An 18975-nucleotide genomic window follows, 5' to 3' on the forward strand; every position below is an offset into this window, starting at 1 on the left:
AAAAATAAATTCAAATGGAGGCGGGTTTATGAAAAATATACCCGCTTCTTGTTCTTATTTTTTCTGCTTGTCATTCCAGCGCAGGATGAATTGAGATTTCTCAAAAAACAGCACGACAACCAGCGATATTGCAAAGGGGATGAGAAGGTAGAGCAGGCGAAAGACGATCAAGGCTGCAAGAACATCGGCCGGCTTCATATCCGGCAAGCCGGTGAGAAATACCAGTTCAAGCACACCAAGACCACCTGGTGCATGCGATATGAGTGCCGCTGAAAAGGACACAAGAAAAATACCGAGGATGATCAGGAAGCCGGGATTACCAACCTCAGGCAAAGCAAAATAGATGATTCCGGCTGCACCAATAAGCTCAAGCGGGGCAACAATAAGTTGCTGCGTCACCACTGGCAGGCGCGGATATTCCAGACGAAACTTGCCAATCTGCAAAGGACGAAGCTGAAGCCAGCTGCCGAAAATGTAAAGAAGGACAAATGCCAGCATTACCAGTGCGATAATGATGGAAATGGTTGGTGTCAGTTCCTCATTAAAGCGCATCAGAATATGCGGTTCCAGAAGCAGAACGATGCTGGAGGTAATGAGGACGCCCAGAATGAAGGTAAAGGAGCAAAAGGCAATCAATACGGCAATTTCGCTGCCCGGCATTCCCTGAGACGAATAGGCCCGATAACGAACAACGGCACCTGATACGACCGATGCGCCAATATTATGCGATAATGCATAGGTCGTAAACGAGCATAGAGCTATGAAGAGCCATGATATTTTGCGATGCAGATGAAGAAGGGCAATACGGTCATATCCGGCAAGTGAGCTATAGGCCAGAAGAGCAGCGGCAGCTGCCAATATCCAATGATGTGTACGGATTGCGTATAAACTGTCCAGAACGTCTTCAAGAGAAATGCTGCGTAATTCCCGATAGAGAAGCCATGCTGAAACGATCACGGCCAAAATACCTATTATCGGCCAGATATAATCCTTGAACTTCATTAATCAGCCACCATACGTTCAATTCGCATTCAATTTCCCTTCGTCCTTACTCTTAGATTTATGTGTTCTTGCAAAACACCTTTATTTTGTTCTTTTTTATAACGCTCTTTCATAATTTTAATGGTTTGAGCTTTGCCGAGGACGACAGATTTTGCACCAGCTTAGCGCAGAAATTGAGTTTCGGTTACGGATTGGAACGTACTATAATAATATGCCCCTTTGGGTTGGCCTGCTTTGCAAGATTGACGATGCGTCCTGCATCAAAATCATTCAAAATTGCAATCACAACATTTTGGGTGAATGAGGGATTCGCATATCCCATATTTGAGCATTTGATGCCTCTCCCGCAATAGCTTTAATGCCAATTTCTTTCAATCTGAAATAAAACTTGGGTCATTCATTATGGAGAGAAAAGAGCCTGACCCTAACAGATAGAAGGCTTTTGAAGGGACGTGTGGTCGAGGACGGGTATTCGCAGCATATTGCCAATGATGATTGCAGCTATCAGAGGCATAGGCCTATCCTCCCGTTTTGGCCGTGTAAAATTTTATGAAAGCCGGGCATGGTCAGAACCATGCCCGGCAATATTTTTATTTCTGCACAGTTGCACTGTTTTCAATTGCTGCCTGATGCGCATCCTGGCGGCGTTTCCACCAGTCTCCGAGCAGAAGCAGGATTGGTGCTGCAATGAAGATCGATGAGGTTGTTGCGATAAAGATACCGAACAGCATTGGTACAGCAAAGTTGTGAACCGCACTGCCACCCCAGATCGCCATTGGCAACAAGCAAAGGAATGTCGTTACAGAAGTGTAGATACAGCGGATGAGTACCTGATTGATACTCATATCCACGATCTCACGCAGCGGTTTTGACTTATAAAGGCGCATGTTTTCACGCATGCGGTCATAAACCACGACCTTATCGTTTACAGAGTAACCGATTGCGGTGAGAAGTGCTGCAATGGCTGTCAGGTTAAAATCAAGCTGGAAGAGCGCAAAGAATCCAACCATCTTTGTGGTATCAAGAATAAGCGTGACGATTGCGCCGATTGCGAAGAACCATTCAAATCGCCACCAAAGATAGATGAGCATACCAAGTGCGGAAAGCACGACTGCGATGAAGCCTGAGCGAGCGAGTTCGCCGGAGACTTTTGGTCCGACAACTTCGGTACGATCAATTTTCGCGTCTGCATCAATTGTTGAAATTGCTTCACGCATTTTATTGACAGCAATCGTCTGCGCTTCCTCGCCGCCATCCTGACGCTGAATTCTGATCAGGACGTCATTTGGGCTGCCGGCTGATTGAAGAGCAACTTCACCAAGGCCAAGGCTTCCGAGCTTTTCACGCAATTGCGCGAGATCGGCTGGCTGTGATGTGGTGATCTCTGCCTGAATGCCGCCCTTGAAATCAATGCCGTAATTCAGGCCTGGCTTGAAGAACAGGCCAATCGAAGCAAGCGACAAAATGATAGAGGTTGCGATACCGAAGAAGCGAGCATTCATGAAACGGAAGTTTGGATTTTCCGGTGCGATTCTCATGAATGGCTTGATGACAAGTACCTTGAGTTTGCGTTTGCGGACATACCAGGCCATGGCCATGCGCACGAGTGTTACGTCCGTGAACATCGAAATCACGATGCCGAGCATCATGGCGACGGCAAAGCCACGCACCGGACCTGTGCCGAACATGAAAAGCAATATTGTCGAAATCAGCGAGGTAACGTTAGAGTCAACAATGGTTGCAAAGGCTGCATGGAAGCCCTTGTCGAGGGCGGCCATAGCACCCAGGCCTTTGCGGGTTTCTTCCCTTATGCGTTCGTTGATCAGAATATTCGCGTCAACCGCGATACCGATACCCAGAATGATACCCGCTATGCCCGGTAATGTCAGCGTTGCCCCGATGAGACTAAGAGCAGAGAATGTCAGAACCGTATGCAACAGAAGGGCTACGTTGGCAATCAAACCCCAGACGCCATAGAGCAGCTGGATGAAGACTGCGACGAGGATAAAGCCTGCAATACCTGTGATCAGACCCATCTTAATGGCATCGCCACCAAGATCCGGGCCAACAGTGCGTTCTTCAATAACTGTCAGCGGGGCCGGAAGAGCACCTGCACGCAATAATGCAGAAAGAACCACGCTGTCCTGAACAGTGAAATTGCCCGTGATCTGGCCGGAACCGCCAGTAATCGGCTCGTTGATACGCGGTGCTGTCAGGACTTTGCCATCAAGAACAATAGCAAAGGGGCGGCCCACATTTTTGGTGGTGATATCCGCAAACTGACGTGCGCCAAGGCTATCAAAACGGAATGAAACGATTGGTTCATTGGTGCGCTGGTCGAAGCCTGCACGCGCATCGGTCAGGCGTTCACCGGAGAGGGCAACCTGATCTTCAATAGGGTATTTGATACCCGGTTCTTTGGAATCCGGTAGAATGGTCACTCCGGGAGGCGGTGCATCATTTGGATTAGCATCTGCCACCATATGGAAGCTCATCTTTGCCGTGCTGCCCAGAAGCTGGCGAAGATGTGCCGGATCCTGAAGCCCGGGGAGCTGAACGACGATACGATCAGAGCCTACCCGCTGGATTGACGGTTCGGCAACACCGACCTGATCCACGCGCTGGCGAATAATTTCCAGACTCTGCTGAAGAGCTGCATCCAGTCGATAGGTAAAACCTGCCTGTGTCAGTGTCAGACGAACCTGATTGTCACTGCTTGTAACATCAATATCGTTGATCGCTGTTCCGAAGCCGGTTGTGTTAACCTGGGAAATCAATGTTTTGAGTGCTGTATCGGCTTTTGCACGCTGATCAGCATCAGGGATTGTTACAATAACGGAATCGCCAACGGCACGGATCGACTGCGGCTGAATGCGCTCAGCACGCAATTTGCCACGCGCATCATCAAGAAGTGCACGCATGCGATCTTTCTTGAGGCTGGCTGCATCGACTTCGAGGACGAGGTAAGAGCCGCCACTGAGGTCAAGGCCGAGCGTTACCTGTCGTTTTGGGAACCACGATGGCATTGCTTCGAGCTGTTGCTTTGTGAAGAAATTGGGCAAGGCAATGATGACACCGATCAAAACGATCAGTCCATAAAGCACAGCGACCCATTTAGAAGTACGCATGAGTTGAAATTCCAGATATTGGGCGACTATAAAAGTGTATTAAAACAAACCTTTATAGCGCATTTTTTCGTAATTGATTCAGGGTGGCAGCAGCCATTCTTCCGCAGAAGAGACTATGCGGTTTTAGGCGGTGCACGAGCACAGGCATAGTGGCCGGGTGAAGCCGTAAAAAAGCGCAGGCGGGTTGCAGCTTCGACAGGCTTTCCACCCGACAAGACAAGCTCGCTGGAGAATGGTATAAAAGTATCACCATTTCCTTGTGGGCTGGAAAGCTTGATTTTGGCTGCAATCAGCTCGGTCAGAACAGCACGTATTGGCTGCACTGCCGGTGTGGATTGTTGACGGCTTGGAAGGGCAGGTGACTTGTCTAGCTGCTGTGCAGCCATTGTTCCGGCTTGTGCGCGACAGGTTTCACTGCTGAGTGCAGAAAGATCTACGGCGAATAAAAAGGCAGCAAATGACAGGGCGCACGATATAATCAGCATAAAACTATGCCGGTTATAACGATCAGTACGCTGATCTGTATGGTTCATGCCTCTAATCAAAACGCTTGAACTCTCCCCGACAGGCTTAGTGCGCAAACAATATAGTATAAGAACAGGTTTTCCTATCCTCTAAGCTATTCTGTTTATTTGGTTTTGTACCATTGCTGATTCAAAAACATTGTATAATTCCCGAAGCTTAGCAATGACACCTACAGCATCGATTCAAAAAAGGGAATCGTTTTCTGCTCTATCGCCATTGTCGTTGTGACAGCCCACCTACGAATAAGGGGTATGTTAGAAAGCGGATTTTGATTTTGCAGCTAATGTTGTAGAGCTTGTTTCCGCTGTAATGCGCTTTATGTTGAAACCCTGAAATTGAAACCGGCAGAGTGCAAATTGATACATCTATCGACGTTCCGCGCAATTGCATTTGTAATGGCAAGTTTCGTTGCATTGGTTGGAGCGCCTGAGCGTTCTTATGCACAAGCAGGCACCCCGCAATCCGTGGCGCCTGCGATAATGCAAAATACCGGTTCGGATGCTAATGATGCGGTTACGCCTGTTTCGAATATCGTGCAGCAGCAAAAGCCCATTATCAATGATCTCAAGCAGCAGGCAAAAGCGATCAGTGATCAGCTGCAGAAGCCTTCAGACAGCGATGAAACGCTTGCCAATCTCAAGTTGCGGCTTGATGGTCTGTCCAAGAAACTGCTTGATGCAGGGATAGCCTTTCGTCCCCGATTGACGGAAATAAATACACGTCTTGAACAGTTGGGTACGGCGCCTTCCGGTGAACAGGCCGCAGAATCCGCAATTGTTGCTGATGAGCGTGCAAGACTGCTTGCGGAAAAGGCCGAGATCAATGCGGTCATCGGTGAAACAGAAGATGCTTCGCTTTCTGTCAACCAGATGTCTGCAAAAATCGGCAATATGCGCCGCGATCTGTTTACGCGAACATTATCCCAGCGGGTGAAACTCGATTTGACTCTTGGTTCCGAGGTTGCTGATGCTGCCAATACTCAGCTGATTTCGCTTGGGAGCATTGTGAAATCATGGTGGCGATTTGTTTATATGTTCAAGCTCAGCTCATTTCTGGCTGCGGCTTTCTTTGCTGCCATTGCCGCTTTGGTTATCCAGCTTGGCGCACGTCGTGTTCTGGGATCTCTTTATGAACGGGATGTCAGCAATGAAGCACCATCTTATCTAAGCCGCTTGGCGGTTGCCTTCTGGTCAACAGCTATTCCCTCGGGTGCTGTAGTGGTCTTTCTTGCGGCAACTTATTTTTTTCTTGATTATTTCAATGTGCTCAGACCCGATATTGGAGCAATCCTGCAATCATTTTTCATTGTTCTGGGTATCGTATTTTTTATCAGCCGTTTGGCATTCGCCTGCATCAGCCCTTACACACCCAATTGGCGTCTTGTACCCATTGCCCCGCGCCCGGGGCGCGTGCTGGTCTGGCTGATAACAGGGATGGCACTGGTCTATGGACTTGATGTATTCTTCAGCAAGGTTAATCAGGTTCTCTCGTCGCCATTATCTCTGACGATGGCTAAAAGCCTAATTTCAACTGTCATTATTGGCCTGCTGATATTTGTCATTGCGCTTATCAAGCCGATTGAGAAAAATCTCGGAGAAGTTCCGCGCCCCTGGCCAAAGGCTTTCAGGATATTTCTTATTCTTCTGGGGCTTGTGCCCATTGTCGCTGCCTGTCTTGGTTTTATTGGTCTTGCCCGTTTCATGGCGCAGCAGATCGTCGTAACAGGTGCGCTACTGGTTATTATGTATCTGGGATTTCTCACTGGACGCGCCTTTTCGGAAGAACAGGCTTTCGCATCCAGTCCCATTGGCCGGGTGATGCGTGACCGGTTTCATTTTGATGAGGCAAAGCTCGATCAGCTGGGACTGGTTGTTGGTATTTTTATTAATCTTGCGGTGGCACTGGTAGGAATACCGCTGGTGCTGATGCAGTTTGGTTTCCAGTGGGTGGAACTCAAGGACTCATTTTATCATTTGATGACCGGCTTCCAGATTGGCAGTATTTCCATATCGCTTATGGGTATTCTGACTGGCGCTGCCTTGTTCATCATCGTCTATCTGATGACGCACTGGTTTCAGAATTGGCTGGATAGCAAGGTTCTTGTTCGCGGGCGCGTCGATTCAGGTGTTCGCAATTCTATTCGTACAGTGGTTGGTTATGTCGGGCTTGTGCTTGCAGCTTTGATTGCTGTGTCGGCAGCAGGCTTCAATCTGTCCAGTCTGGCACTGATTGCCGGTGGTTTGTCACTCGGTATCGGTTTCGGCCTTCAGAATATCGTACAGAACTTTGTTTCTGGCCTTATATTGCTGGCAGAGCGGCCTTTCAAAGTTGGAGACTGGGTCGAAGCTGGCACGGTCAGCGGTATTGTCAAAAAGATCAGCGTACGCGCGACGGAGGTGGAAACCTTCCAGAAACAATCTATTGTCATTCCAAACTCGACACTGATTAATGGCAATGTCGGCAACTGGACATTGCGCAACAAGCTTGGCCGTATCGATATTAATGTACAGGCAGCTTACACTGATGATCCACGGCGCGTTCATCTGCTTTTGTCGGAAATCGTTCGGGCGCATCCATCGATTCTGAAGAACCCGGAACCGTCCGTTGCGTTCCAGAGCATGACGGATTCATTGATGGTTTTTGATGTCTATGCGCATGTGGCAGATATCACATCCACCAGTGGGATAAAAAATGAATTGCGTTTTCAGATTGTTGAGCGTTTCCATGCAGAAGGGATACGCCTGGCATCGTCGTCAACTGATCTGGTGCTTGGCGTTGCTGAAATCGAAAAACTATCAGAATTGATCAATAAGGATTCATCACGTCTTCCAAAATCGCATAAGACAAAGCCTGTTGAAGCAGGCCCACTCGAACAGGATGACAAAGTGTGAGCTTCGTGTTCAGTTACGGTTCAGTTGAAGTCATATAAGTGATGAAGAATGAGAGTAGGAAACTGCTTAATACACATGGGGCTGATTTTCGGCTTGCAGCGAGAGGGCGGAAACGCTGAAACGATATGAACAAAGTTCAGATTAACTATGCTGGCAAGATTGCCTTTGGTGCAATATTGGCAATTTCGTTTTTCATGCCGAAGCTTTATGCCGCGAGTGTTTTAAACAGTGATGCGTTTGAGCAGACAATTGTCGTAACCGAAGGTGCTTCAAAGCGTGAAATGCTGATTGCTGCTGGAGAGACGGTCGATTTTTGCGATGGCGGTTGCTTTGTGACCTTTCCAAATGGTGATCGCGAAGCATTGAAAGGCGACGAAAATATCGTCATTTCGAATGGTAAGGCATCATTTCAATAAAAGCCGGGGTTTTGCCCCGGCTTTTTCATCAACTTCTTGGTTTCAGGTTTTCCGGGTCGTAAAGCGGTTTGTAGCCAATTGATACAACTTCGACCGGATAGGTTTCACCGAAATATTCCACATGCAGTTTGCGACCTTGCTGGCAATAGGACCACGGCAAATAAGCCAGTGCTATATTTTTGCCAATGGTTGGGCCATAGGCTATGGATGACGTGAATGAGCGGCGTCCGAGTTCATCGACCAGCGTTTCACCTGTGTCAGGGTCAAGCACTGGCAGAATGCCAACCGGATAGCGTTTTATGCCTTTGGAATCGATATTCTCGTTCATAATCAGAGTGCAAAGCATGGCTGGCTGATGTTCACGGGCTTTGTATTCAATATGTTTTGCTTTGCCGCGAAAATCTGCCTCCTTGACTTTCGGACGGGCCAGATCTGCTTCCAGCAGGTTATATTCGGTGAGCAGGTCTGCGTTTTGAAGACGCAAGCTCTTTTCCATGCGGCGCGTATTGGCATAGGTTTCAACACCAACAGCAATGACACCGGTTGATCTGAGGGCGTCCCAAACGGCAAGCCCGTCTTCATAACGCATATGTAATTCCCAGCCCTGTTCGCCGACATAGGAAATGCGGAATGCAGTTACGTCCTTGCCGGCTATACGGATCGGTTTGATGGCGGCAAATGCGAAGTTTTCAAGGTCAAGGCCTTCCGGGTTCTCGACAATTTTTTTGAGATTGTCGCGTGCGTTTGGTCCCCATATGCCGATGGTAACATATTCTTCTGTCACATCTTTGATGGTTACATCAAAACCTTTATCTTCCGCCACACGGCGCATATAATGGAAATCACGTGGTCCTGCATCCGCACCATTGATCATGCGAATGCGATCAGCCATGCGAATTGCCGTAAAATCCGCACGCACCATGCCTTCGTCGTCGAGGAAGTGAGTATAAATGCCTTTGCCGATATTGGCATCGCCGCCGATTTTTGCAGCACATAGCCATTCCATCAATTCGACATGGTCCGGCCCTTCAATATCATATATTGCAAAATGTGAGAGATTGATGATGCCGCAATCTTCACTCAATGCGAGATGTTCGGCATTGGATACACGCCAGAAATGACGATTATCCCACTCGTTTTCGCGTATTGGAATGCGATCGCCATATTTTTCCAGCAAATGTTCATTGGCAGCATAGCCATGCGCACGTTCCCAGCCACCCAATTCCATGAAATAGCCACCAAGCTCCTTTTCCCGTTCGTAGAAAGGGGAGCGGCGGATGTTACGGCTTTTGGAAAATGGTTCGCGTGGATGTACTGCCGGATTATAAACTTTCATTGCGGTTTCAGTGCATCGATCCCAGATGAACTGTTCGGTTAACTGGTGCGGGTAGAAACGCGAATAGTCGATAGAATGATGATCGATCGCTGTGCGCCCATCGGTCATCCAGTCGGCTATGAGCTTGCCCATGCCGGGGCCGTCCTTGACCCAGATTGCAATCGCATACCACAGACCGCGCACTTTCTGACTTTCGCCAATCGAAGGTCCGCCATCGGTCGTGACCTGAAGAAAGCCGTTGAAGGAATGGCTTTCATTATAGCCAAGCTCTCCCAGGATCGGGGTCAGTTCAATGGCCCGCTCCAGCGGTTCAAGAACCTGTTCCATGTCAAGATCGCGTTGCGATGGTGACAGACGGGCTTCGTGTTTTTCCAGCAGATCCCGTGGGTGACAAAGACGCGGATTGGTCTCTTCATAATAACCCCATTCGATCTGGCCACCTTCTGCGGTTTTCGGATCGCCCGTGTCGCGCATATAGGCGGAATTGCCTTGATCGCGCATAAGCGGCCAGCCGATTTCCTTGCCGGTTCCTGCAAATTCATTATAGGGGCCAAAGAAGGTGAGCGGGTGGTCAATCGGCATGACGGGCAAGTCTTCGCCAACCATTTCAGCAAGCAGACGACCCCAGAGACCTGCACAAACGATTACATAATCGGCTTCAATCGTCCCGCGATGGGTGACAACTGCTTTGATGCGCCCATTTTCAACAACCAGCGACTGAGCGGGTGTATTGGCAAAACTTTTTAGCTTGCCAGTGGCTTCGGCCTGATCAACCAGTTTGCCTGCAACCGTCTGTGAGCGGGGAATGACGAGACCTGCGTCTGGATCCCACAGGCCACCCTGAACGAGGTTTTCTTCTATAAGCGGGAATTTTTCCTTGATTTCGGACGGATCCATGAGACGGGCACGTGTGCCAAATGCTTTGCCTGATGCGACCTTACGCTTTAGCTCTTCCATGCGGGAATCGTCGCCAGTGCGGGCAACTTCAATGCCACCGACACGCGCATAGTGGCCCATTTTTTCGTAAAAATTGATGGAATAGAGTGTTGTCCAGCATGTCAGATAATCATGGCTGGTTGCATAGCAGAAATCGGATGCGTGGGCGGTGGAACCAATATCGGTGGGGATGCCAGATTTATCGATGCCGACAATGTCATCCCATCCACGCTCGATCAGGTGATGGACAACAGAGGCACCGACGATGCCGCCAAGTCCGACAATGACCACTTTCGCTTTTTTCGGAAACTCTGCCATTCTATGCGATCCCATTTTTTCATTTGATGGAATCATAGTGATTGCCCGCTACTGGCAATTGTCATTCTACGACATAATCACAGCGTCAGGCGACCGAAGCAAAAATAGGTTTCATGATTGTTGCAGGGGTAGAAGATCTGTCTTTTTCCAAAGTTGAGAATTTGATTCACAGTGAAGAGCTATCACTATGATTTAAAATAAAAAGCCACGCTTTTGGCGTGGCGTTTATTGCACTCAGGCTGCAACGGGCATTTTGCGATCAGCCCGCTCCTGCTGTGGTGAACGACCATAGAGTTCACGATAACATTTGGAAAAATGCGACGCAGAAACGAAGCCACAGGCAACGGCCACCTCAACGACCGGCATAGATGATTGCAACAGCAGATGCCGTGCCCGGTCGAGGCGGATTTCAAGATAATAACGTGCTGGTGATCGCCCCATCTCCTGACGAAACAGCCGTTCGACCTGACGGCGCGAAAGTCCGATATTATGTGCAACATCAATCAGTGTTTCCGGCTCTGAAAGATTGGCTTCCATCATTTCGATAATGGTCAGAATCTTTGAATTCTGAATGCCAAGACGAGCTCGAAGCGGCAGGCGTTGGCGATCATGGGGGTTGCGTACGCGGTCCGTCAGAGCCTGTTCACAAATGCGGTTGACCAGATTGTCGTCAAAATCATCGCCAATGAGCTTCAGCATCATATCGAGTGAAGCAGTTCCGCCTGCGCAAGTATATATATTGCTATCGACCTCAAAAAGGTCTGCATAGACTTCGGCTTTCGGGAATGATTCTGAAAAGCCGGGCAGATTTTCCCAGTGAATCGCGCAGCGCTTGCCAGAGAGAAGCCCGGCTGCGGCCAGAATATGCGCACCGGTACATAGTCCGCCGATCGCGACACCGCGATTATATTCTTCGCGCAGCCATGCGAAGACCGACTTGTTGCGAAATGCTTCCACATACACGCCGGAGCAGACAAATACCATGGATGGACGTTGTTCGCGCTGGAGAAGGCGCCGTTCATTTTCCAAAGAAGCGTTGACGGCGCATTCGACGCCATTTGATGCTGTTACAGGCTGTCCATCAGTGGATGTAAGGCGCCAGCGATAGGCTTCATAACCCAGCATTCGATTGGCAATGCGTAGCGGCTCGATCGCTGTCGCAAATGCGATCATCGAGAAGTCAGGTACCAGAAAAAACACAATAGATCGTTTAACTGCTGAATCTGGATTCATAGTCTGATCAATCCCATCTTCAAAAAGCCAAACTGCGGTTCCCGTCGCAGTTTCCGGCTTTACACCTCCGTCATGACACCAGACCTTCTCAGGTCCAGTCATCCGGTTGTCATGCTGTTCCAGCCTGGATTTATGAATGATAGGCTATGGCGCAAACAGGACAGATATATTGAGGCATAGAAGTTTCAGATTGCATAGTGCGGCTAAATGCCTGCCGTAAATTGGTACCTGGATGTCGTTAAATTGAGGGCACATCATATCATGCCCTCAATTTGCAATCATGTTTACTTGTTTCGACTGTTTTGTCCGGGTGCTGGAAGGCGATCTTCGATGCAAGGCCAGCCAATATCGTGACGAATGTGTTCGGGCAGATTTTCCAGCATCCTGCGGCTTTTTGCGATCTGCTTTTGATAAGCCCAGGCAGAATGAAATGCGACGGCTGATCGAATGCTCTTTCGCAGCCAGTCCGGGATGAAAGATGAATGTGCTGCGCATTCACTTCGCAATGTCTTACATTGAAGGCTCATTTTCGTTCTCCTGATAAAAAGTGAGACCAAGCGTTTGGTTGAGGATGTTTTGATCTCGATGATCAAAGCTTGCGGCCAGCTTGACGTTCAATCAAACGAAATATAGAAAGGTATAAGATCAGAAAAATTGAATCATAAGAAATCGCGGAGATCAGTATGACAGCGCCGGTCCAACATCCTCTGCCAATGCTCGATATTGATGTGTTGCGCACATTTGCCGCCATCGCTGATACGGGCAGTTTTTCAGCGGCTGCAAATGTTGTGTTTCGCACACCATCCGCGGTTTCCATGCAGATCAAGAAGCTTGAGGAGCAGCTAGGGGTTGCTGTTTTCGAGCGGGACGCGCGTTCAGTGACGCTGACAAGTGACGGTGAAGTGCTGCTTGGTTATGCGCGGCGTCTGCTTGCTCTTAACCGTGAGGCGGTGGCAAAATTTGTTGCTCCCACCATTACGGGCGTTGTCCGGCTTGGTTCGCCGGATGATATCGGAGAATGTGTTCTGCCGCTGGTGTTAAAGCGATTTGCCGAGACCCATCCGGGGGTTACTGTTGATGTGGTGATCGATCAGAGTACCAATCTGCGTAAGCGTCTTGATGAACGTCGTCTTGATGTAACATTGGTCAATCTTTCACATACCGTACCAGGCAAAGGCGATGTTGAAGTTCTTCTGGACGAGGAGCTGGTCTGGGCGGGTGCAAAATGTGGTACGGCTTATCGTCGTGATCCCCTACCTCTTTCTATCTGGGAAGAGGGCTGTGCGTGGCGTGGTAATGCACTGGAAGCGTTGGAGAATTCGGGGCGGGCATATCGTATTGCTTATATGAGTTCGCATTCGACAGGCCAGCGTGCTGCGATACAGGCAGATCTTGCCATTGCTCCTTTTGGCAAGACGCTTCTTGGTGAAGGAATTGTTGCATTGGGACCGGAACATGGCTTGCCAGAATTAGGACGTTACCAGCTTGGTATGATTATTCGTCCTGATGCACGGCAGCATATTCAGGTTGTGGCGGCCCATCTACGCAGCGTTTTTGAATCTTATCGCCGTAGTGGACGCTTTGAAACATTCCGATCAGGGTGGGGGGCTGCAGCCTTGGCTTGTGGTTGATTGCCTTTTTGTCAGGTTTTTAAAAAATACTGTAATTATTTGCTTGCTAAAGAAGAATGCTGCCATAGATTTTTATATGACAGCAGCAAAAACGGCTTCTGTGCCAGAGGGCGAACGGCTGTATCAGAGAGTATGTTCGCCTGTCAGGTTAAACTGAACATTTCGATGGAGAGGTCACTATGAAACTATCCCGCATTGTTCCCATTGCAATCGTTCTATGTGCTTTTACGCTGGCATCATGCGCAAATACAGTCCGTGGTGTCGGACGCGATGTGAAAAGCACTGCGCATGCTGTGCAGGAAACAGTCGAATAAACAGGATTAGCTAATGCGCACAGGTTCTTATTTCTGCAGGAAATAGCTCACTGTCAGATGTGTATCTGGACGTGTTCGATAGCGAATATTGGCTGTGCGAATAGCTGAATGATCAGGCGTGATATTTGCTTCCTTCATAAGTGCGGATATCTGCTTATTTGGTGTAGCATCACCAAACCACATCACCAGAACAGGTTTTGACATCTGTAATGCGCCATGTGGTGTTTCAGGATGGATGACAGTGATTGATGGATCAAACAGTCTGAAATTCCCCGGGATCTGTGCATTGTCAGTCAGGATCGTTGTGAAATTTCCATCTTGATGCACCTTTTCATAAAAGCCTCGATAGTCGAGCTGGCCATAGGGTGGGTTGCCTGAACCATATGTCAGGTAATAGGCAAAAATGGGAGGAATTATGAGTGCTGCAGCAATTCCAACCGAGGCAAATTGCATTAATGCGCCCGTATTTCGGCGATATTGATCAAACAGGCAGGAAATTACAGCCGGGGTCAGGAAAAGCACTGGTTGTAACCAGCGATCCTTGATGTTGTTTACGCCGGTAATGAGAATGCCGGTTAATACAATCAACATGCCTGCAATAAGAAGACGGCGCATGAATAGTTCACCCGCCGTGAAGGGGCGTGTTGGTGATGTTCGATTGCTGGAATGCATGAGAGATATGATTCCAGCAATTACAAATGCAAGAATGGAAAAAAGAAATGCAGCTTCAATGAGACTTCCCACTCCACTCAAGCGATCGAAGAATAAATTGCCTGATGCACCAATTTGAAGTTTATCAGATCGGGCAATAACACTGGATTTATGGGCCAGCATCCACAGAGCTGTGGGGGTAAAACAAATTGCAAATGCTGCTATGGTTACAAAGGAAAGTTTTGATAGCAGGATTTTACGATATTCGTTTATTGAAAAGCCGGTTATGATCAGCATAACGACAAATAAGGATGCATTGAATTTTCCAAGCATCGCCGCAGCCATTGTGACGCCGAGAGCCGCTGCAGAAGTTATATTTCGCTTGCGCATGTGCCAAGCAAAGGCCAGAAATGCCCATCCACAACCTGCCGTACCGGCAATGGAGTGAGTGAGCGCACGTTGCGATTCCCAACCAATTTGCGGAATAAGAAATAATCCCAGCATCGAAGCCGAAGCAACTAGGCGAGAGAATCCTAATAATCGCATTGCGCCAAAAACACTCAGGAACAAGCTCGCCAGCATACCAAATTTGACAATTTGGAGGGTTAGGATTGAGGTGCCTAATAGTGAGGTCGTGAAATTGGTGACCCATGTGTAAAGTGGAGGTTGAGATCCACCATAACCCCAGTCAAGATAGCCGATATTGGCAAGCTGTTCTGCATCATCAAGGCCAGCTCCGTTGGAGACGAGCGTAACCATTATGGTCTGGAAAGAAAAATAGCCAAGTATGAAGATCACGGCCAATGGCAGGCCATAGAATGTTTTTTCGGCAATAGGCGTCTTGGTTGCGTTGTGGGTTGTCAAAATTCAGTCGTCCAAAAGTAATGTGCATCCTTGCCAGGGTTCAGCAGTGTTTTCTAAATCTGAGGTGATTTTTAAAACAGGATGCTGAAAAACCAATAGAATCAGATGCTTTTTGTAAGTCTATTTGTTTTTTGATATTTCTGCGAAATACTTGTCACAGGAATATGGTCTGATTTCAATCAGACAGCATAAAACTAATGAAAAGATCACGTATAATTTATAATTTACAACCACGACAAAAACCGCGCTACCTTCAAGGTGCACGGTTTTGCCAAATATTACGCATGGCAATCTCACCAAACTATACGCAGGTGAGAAAGGCAGAAGCTCCGGTACGCAATACCAGATCCGGAGCGTCGAGAAGGTTTGAACCGTCTCTGGCTTCCTTTTAACCCAACATCGTTACCGGACCGTTATCAGATACTTAAGCAAATCTAAACAAGGCAAGTTTTTCGCTGTTTAATGAAGAAATTTGGCAGTATCCTTTTTTGACTGAATATCTGAGTGTTGCCGCACCGAGGCCGCTGGCGATTGTCAGTGGAATGAACTTGAGATAGGCATGTGCGCATGACACGCGCGATCATGTTTCAGGGGATGGGTTCGGATGTTGGCAAAAGTATACTTGTTGCCGGGCTTTGCCGTGTTGCGCGTAATCGCGGGCTGAAGGTCCGGCCATTCAAGCCACAAAATATGTCTAATAATGCAGCCGTCAGTGATGATGGCGGCGAGATTGGCCGTGCGCAGTGGCTACAGGCGCTGGCTTGTGGGGTGGCGTCATCGGTGCATATGAACCCTGTGCTTTTAAAGCCCCAGACCGATATGGGTAGTCAGATAATTGTTCAGGGAAAAGTGCGCGGTGAAGCGCGCGGGCGTTATTATCAGCAGTTGAAGCCGCAACTGATGGCGGCCGTGATGGAATCCTACGAGATAATCAGCAAAGATGCCGATCTGGTGCTGATCGAAGGGGCGGGCTCGCCTGCCGAAATCAATTTGCGTGCAGGTGATATTGCCAATATGGGCTTTGCCACGCGGGCAGATGTGCCGGTGGTTTTGGTTGGTGATATTGATCGTGGCGGGGTGATTGCTTCGATTGTGGGCACGCATACAATCCTGCCAGAAGAAGATCGAGCCATGGTGCGCGGCTTTCTTATCAACAAGTTTCGTGGCGATATTTCGCTGTTTGATGACGGACTGGAGGCGATTACCCGCTTTACGGGCTGGCGTTCTTTTGGCGTCGTACCATGGCTGAAGGCCGTATCACGATTGCCTGCGGAAGATTCGGTTGTATTGGAGCGGGCGACACGCGGTGCTGCCAGAGCGTTGAAAGTGGCGGTGCCAATGTTGCCACGTATTGCCAATTTTGATGATCTTGACCCTTTAAAGGCCGAGGCCGAGGTTGAAATTATAATGGTTCCTCCGGGGCAATCCTTGCCACATGATGCGGCTCTTGTGATTTTACCAGGAACAAAATCAACCATTACCGATCTGATTGCATTTCGTGAAAACGGATGGGAGCGCGATTTGCAGCTTCATATGCGGCGCGGTGGCCATGTGCTTGGCATTTGTGGCGGGTTTCAGATGCTCGGGAACCGGATCAGCGACCCTGACGGTATTGAGGGGCAGGTGCGCAATGTCGACGGTCTGGGGCTGCTCGATGTTGATACTGTAATGGAACCGGAAAAAATTGTGCGCAATGTTGTGGCTCGATCGAAGCTTTATGATGTTGCGCTTGATGGCTACGAAATTCATATCGGTCGTACCAATGGACCTGATGCCATTCGCCCATTTTCGCGGATCGGCGGTCATGATGATGGCGCCGTCTCTGCGAATGGTCGTGTTATGGGCACCTATATGCATGGTGTTTTTGGCTCGGATGAATTTCGCCGGTGTTTTCTCGCGATGTTTGGTGTGAGTAGCTCAGATTATAATTATCGTTCTGGCATCGATGCGGCGCTTGATGATTTGGCTGAAGCGCTTGAAAACTGTCTGGATATTGATGCATTATTTGCACTATCCTGAAGATTAGGTTCAATATTTATCTATGTAATTTTATTATTCTTATATTTTTATAAATAAATAATAGTGTATTTGCGTTTTTAATTGCAAACCAATTTTATGACATAATTTAAAAATATACGCCTCTTAATTTTTATTATCAGTTTTATTAAGAGTTGTTTCATGCTTACTTCTTCATTATCGAAGACTGTCTTTGAATTATATTCTCTCCGATGGGAGAGGAATTTTTTATATATTTTTATATTAGTCAGTGGTTTCTTTATGATTTTTCCACAGATTGATTTAACGGTCTCACGTTATTTCTTTCAGTCGGGGGATTTTATTCTTTCAAAGCATCCGCAATGGATTGTTTTGAGAGATTTACATCGGGTCAGCCAGTGGTACTTGCTTGCGTGCATGATTGTCTTAGGCGCAATTTATGCCTTGTGGTATCGACCTTTACCTTTTATTGCGCCGCACAGGATTGTTTATATTGCTCTGACTTTTTGTTTTGGTCCCGGCCTTTTGGTTCATGGCTTGAAAACTCTCATTGGCCGCGCACGGCCAAGGGAGTTGGTGGAGTTTGGTGGCTTGATGGACTTTACCCCGGCTTGGCAAATGGCTGCCATGTGTCGCCACAGTTGCTCATTTCCTTCCGGTGAAGCGGCTGCCGCTGCGGCGATGCTTTCGCTTCTGGTTTTTGTGCCAAAGCGATTTCGCGGTTGGGTTGCCGGTATTTTTATCCCGTTATTGGTGCTTATATCCTTTAATCGGGTATTTATGGGTGCGCATTTCTTGTCCGATATCGTTATTGCATGGGTGCTGATCATTGGTTTGATGCTTTGGTTTTGGCCCAGAGTGTTTCGTAATGCAGATATGATTGATAATTGGGTAAGACTAAAAGCTAAGCCAGTGCGCAAGCGACTATACTATGTGGACTGATTGACGCGGAATTGGTGAAGGCCTAGTGTCAATTTACACAACAGGTCTTGCCGGAACGAATCCCGGCGATACCAAAAGGGAATGCGACGGACGGACCCAATCCGGGCGTCTTTATCGCAGCCGACCCCGCGACTGTAGAGCGGAGAGGGATGAAACAAGCCGGTTAACCGGCAACCACTGGAAACTGCGTTTCCGGGAAGGTGGTTTCAGACCCTGTGACCCGTGAGCCAGGAGACCTGCCTGTTGCGTGAAGGACATTTTGTCCGCACCTGATGGGAGGTTTTTCCCTGCTGCCTGCACGGAGGTTGTCATGGCTGCACGTACCCAAAATTCTGTTTCCGATATTGTAGTTATCCCGCTTGCGACGCGTCTTGGTACGGCTGTCGTCTCGCTGCTTCTCGGTGCTTTTCTGATTTACGGTGTGGGGCTTGCCCATTCCGATACATTGCACGATTCAGCGCATGACATGCGTCATTCATATGGTTTTCCCTGTCATTAGTTTTCTAGTTTTTAAAACAGGAAATGAATAGCGCCTGATGGTGAATGGCTATCAGGGCGAATTTGATATTGGGGAATTAAATGTTGATTCGTTATTTACTGGCTACGCTTGCTGCGGGTCTTCTGGCTGGGCTTCTTGTGACGCCTGCCATGTATTTGAAAACGGTTCCACTGATCATTCAGGCTGAAACCTATGAAGATGCTGGTGGCGGTCATAGTGAATAGCCCCTAGATTTGTAGACACCTTGTGACTTAAAAAAGAGGCAAGGAGCTTACGATGGGTAAAGCTAATTTC

The 18975-nt window shown here is 48.3% G+C and carries 14 protein-coding genes, 1 pseudogene and 1 riboswitch; of the genes and pseudogenes, 8 read left to right on the top strand and 7 right to left on the bottom strand.

Annotated elements, in window-relative coordinates; genetic code table 11:
* Nucleotides 1-54: 54 nt before the first annotated feature.
* The 3 genes from FHY56_RS04505 to FHY56_RS04515 form a co-directional block, all read right to left on the bottom strand.
* Nucleotides 55-1002 (bottom strand): lysylphosphatidylglycerol synthase domain-containing protein, encoded by a 948-nt coding sequence (locus FHY56_RS04505; protein WP_140903968.1) that lies wholly within the window; start codon nucleotides 1000-1002, stop codon nucleotides 55-57.
* Nucleotides 1003-1592: 590 nt separating this feature from the next.
* Nucleotides 1593-4130 carry a protein translocase subunit SecD gene (gene secD, locus FHY56_RS04510; RefSeq protein WP_140903969.1) on the bottom strand — a complete coding sequence of 846 codons (2538 nt, stop codon included), beginning with the start codon at nucleotides 4128-4130 and terminating at the stop codon, nucleotides 1593-1595.
* A gap of 113 nt (nucleotides 4131-4243) precedes the next feature.
* Entirely contained in the window at nucleotides 4244-4663 is a 420-nt protein-coding gene (locus tag FHY56_RS04515; RefSeq protein WP_140903970.1) for a hypothetical protein, read from the bottom strand.
* A gap of 387 nt (nucleotides 4664-5050) precedes the next feature.
* Here FHY56_RS04515 and FHY56_RS04520 point away from each other — a divergent pair, with 387 nt between their 5' ends.
* Nucleotides 5051-7546, top strand: coding sequence for a mechanosensitive ion channel family protein (locus FHY56_RS04520; RefSeq protein WP_140903971.1), 2496 nt, complete (start codon nucleotides 5051-5053; stop codon nucleotides 7544-7546).
* 125 nt (nucleotides 7547-7671) lie between these two features.
* Nucleotides 7672-7962 (top strand): hypothetical protein, encoded by a 291-nt coding sequence (locus FHY56_RS04525; protein ID WP_140903972.1) that lies wholly within the window; start codon nucleotides 7672-7674, stop codon nucleotides 7960-7962.
* A gap of 28 nt (nucleotides 7963-7990) precedes the next feature.
* Here FHY56_RS04525 and FHY56_RS04530 read toward each other — a convergent pair whose 3' ends face one another.
* The 3 genes from FHY56_RS04530 to FHY56_RS04540 all read right to left on the bottom strand — a co-directional run bounded on the left by FHY56_RS04530 (nucleotide 7991) and on the right by FHY56_RS04540 (nucleotide 12312).
* Entirely contained in the window at nucleotides 7991-10552 is a 2562-nt protein-coding gene (locus FHY56_RS04530; protein WP_140903973.1) for a GcvT family protein, read from the bottom strand.
* A 234-nt stretch (nucleotides 10553-10786) separates the two neighbouring features.
* Nucleotides 10787-11785, bottom strand: a complete 999-nt coding sequence (locus FHY56_RS04535) for a GlxA family transcriptional regulator (RefSeq protein WP_140904008.1) — start codon at nucleotides 11783-11785, stop codon at nucleotides 10787-10789.
* A gap of 284 nt (nucleotides 11786-12069) precedes the next feature.
* On the bottom strand, nucleotides 12070-12312 hold the full coding sequence (locus FHY56_RS04540) for a DUF1127 domain-containing protein (protein WP_140903974.1): 243 nt from the start codon (nucleotides 12310-12312) through the stop codon (nucleotides 12070-12072).
* 156 nt (nucleotides 12313-12468) lie between these two features.
* Between FHY56_RS04540 and FHY56_RS04545 the strand changes: the two genes are divergently transcribed.
* Both FHY56_RS04545 and FHY56_RS04550 read left to right on the top strand, forming a co-directional pair.
* Nucleotides 12469-13416, top strand: coding sequence for a LysR family transcriptional regulator (locus tag FHY56_RS04545; RefSeq protein WP_140903975.1), 948 nt, complete (start codon nucleotides 12469-12471; stop codon nucleotides 13414-13416).
* 179 nt (nucleotides 13417-13595) lie between these two features.
* Entirely contained in the window at nucleotides 13596-13730 is a 135-nt protein-coding gene (locus FHY56_RS04550; protein ID WP_140903976.1) for an entericidin A/B family lipoprotein, read from the top strand.
* Between the two features lie 27 nt (nucleotides 13731-13757).
* Here the strand turns inward: FHY56_RS04550 and FHY56_RS04555 are convergent, their stop codons facing one another.
* On the bottom strand, nucleotides 13758-15245 hold the full coding sequence (locus FHY56_RS04555) for an ArnT family glycosyltransferase (RefSeq protein WP_235889416.1): 1488 nt from the start codon (nucleotides 15243-15245) through the stop codon (nucleotides 13758-13760).
* Nucleotides 15246-15812: 567 nt separating this feature from the next.
* On the opposite strand from FHY56_RS04555, the gene FHY56_RS04560 reads away from it, so the two are divergent.
* The 4 genes and pseudogenes from FHY56_RS04560 to FHY56_RS04575 form a co-directional block, all read left to right on the top strand.
* Nucleotides 15813-17264, top strand: a complete 1452-nt coding sequence (locus FHY56_RS04560; protein ID WP_140903977.1) for a cobyric acid synthase — start codon at nucleotides 15813-15815, stop codon at nucleotides 17262-17264.
* Nucleotides 17265-17423: 159 nt separating this feature from the next.
* Entirely contained in the window at nucleotides 17424-18182 is a 759-nt protein-coding gene (locus FHY56_RS04565; protein ID WP_140903978.1) for a phosphatase PAP2 family protein, read from the top strand.
* A 25-nt stretch (nucleotides 18183-18207) separates the two neighbouring features.
* A riboswitch (cobalamin riboswitch) is annotated at nucleotides 18208-18440 on the top strand.
* A gap of 52 nt (nucleotides 18441-18492) precedes the next feature.
* Nucleotides 18493-18681: a CbtB domain-containing protein gene (locus tag FHY56_RS04570; RefSeq protein ID WP_140903979.1), complete on the top strand. Its 189-nt coding sequence runs from the start codon at nucleotides 18493-18495 to the stop codon at nucleotides 18679-18681.
* Between the two features lie 80 nt (nucleotides 18682-18761).
* Nucleotides 18762-18896: pseudogene (locus tag FHY56_RS04575) on the top strand (CbtA family protein); the annotation flags it as partial.
* Between the last annotated feature and the right edge of the window lie 79 nt (nucleotides 18897-18975).

The sequence above is a fragment of the Brucella gallinifaecis genome (genome assembly GCF_006476605.1).
In the GTDB taxonomy this organism is placed as follows: domain Bacteria; phylum Pseudomonadota; class Alphaproteobacteria; order Rhizobiales; family Rhizobiaceae; genus Brucella; species Brucella gallinifaecis.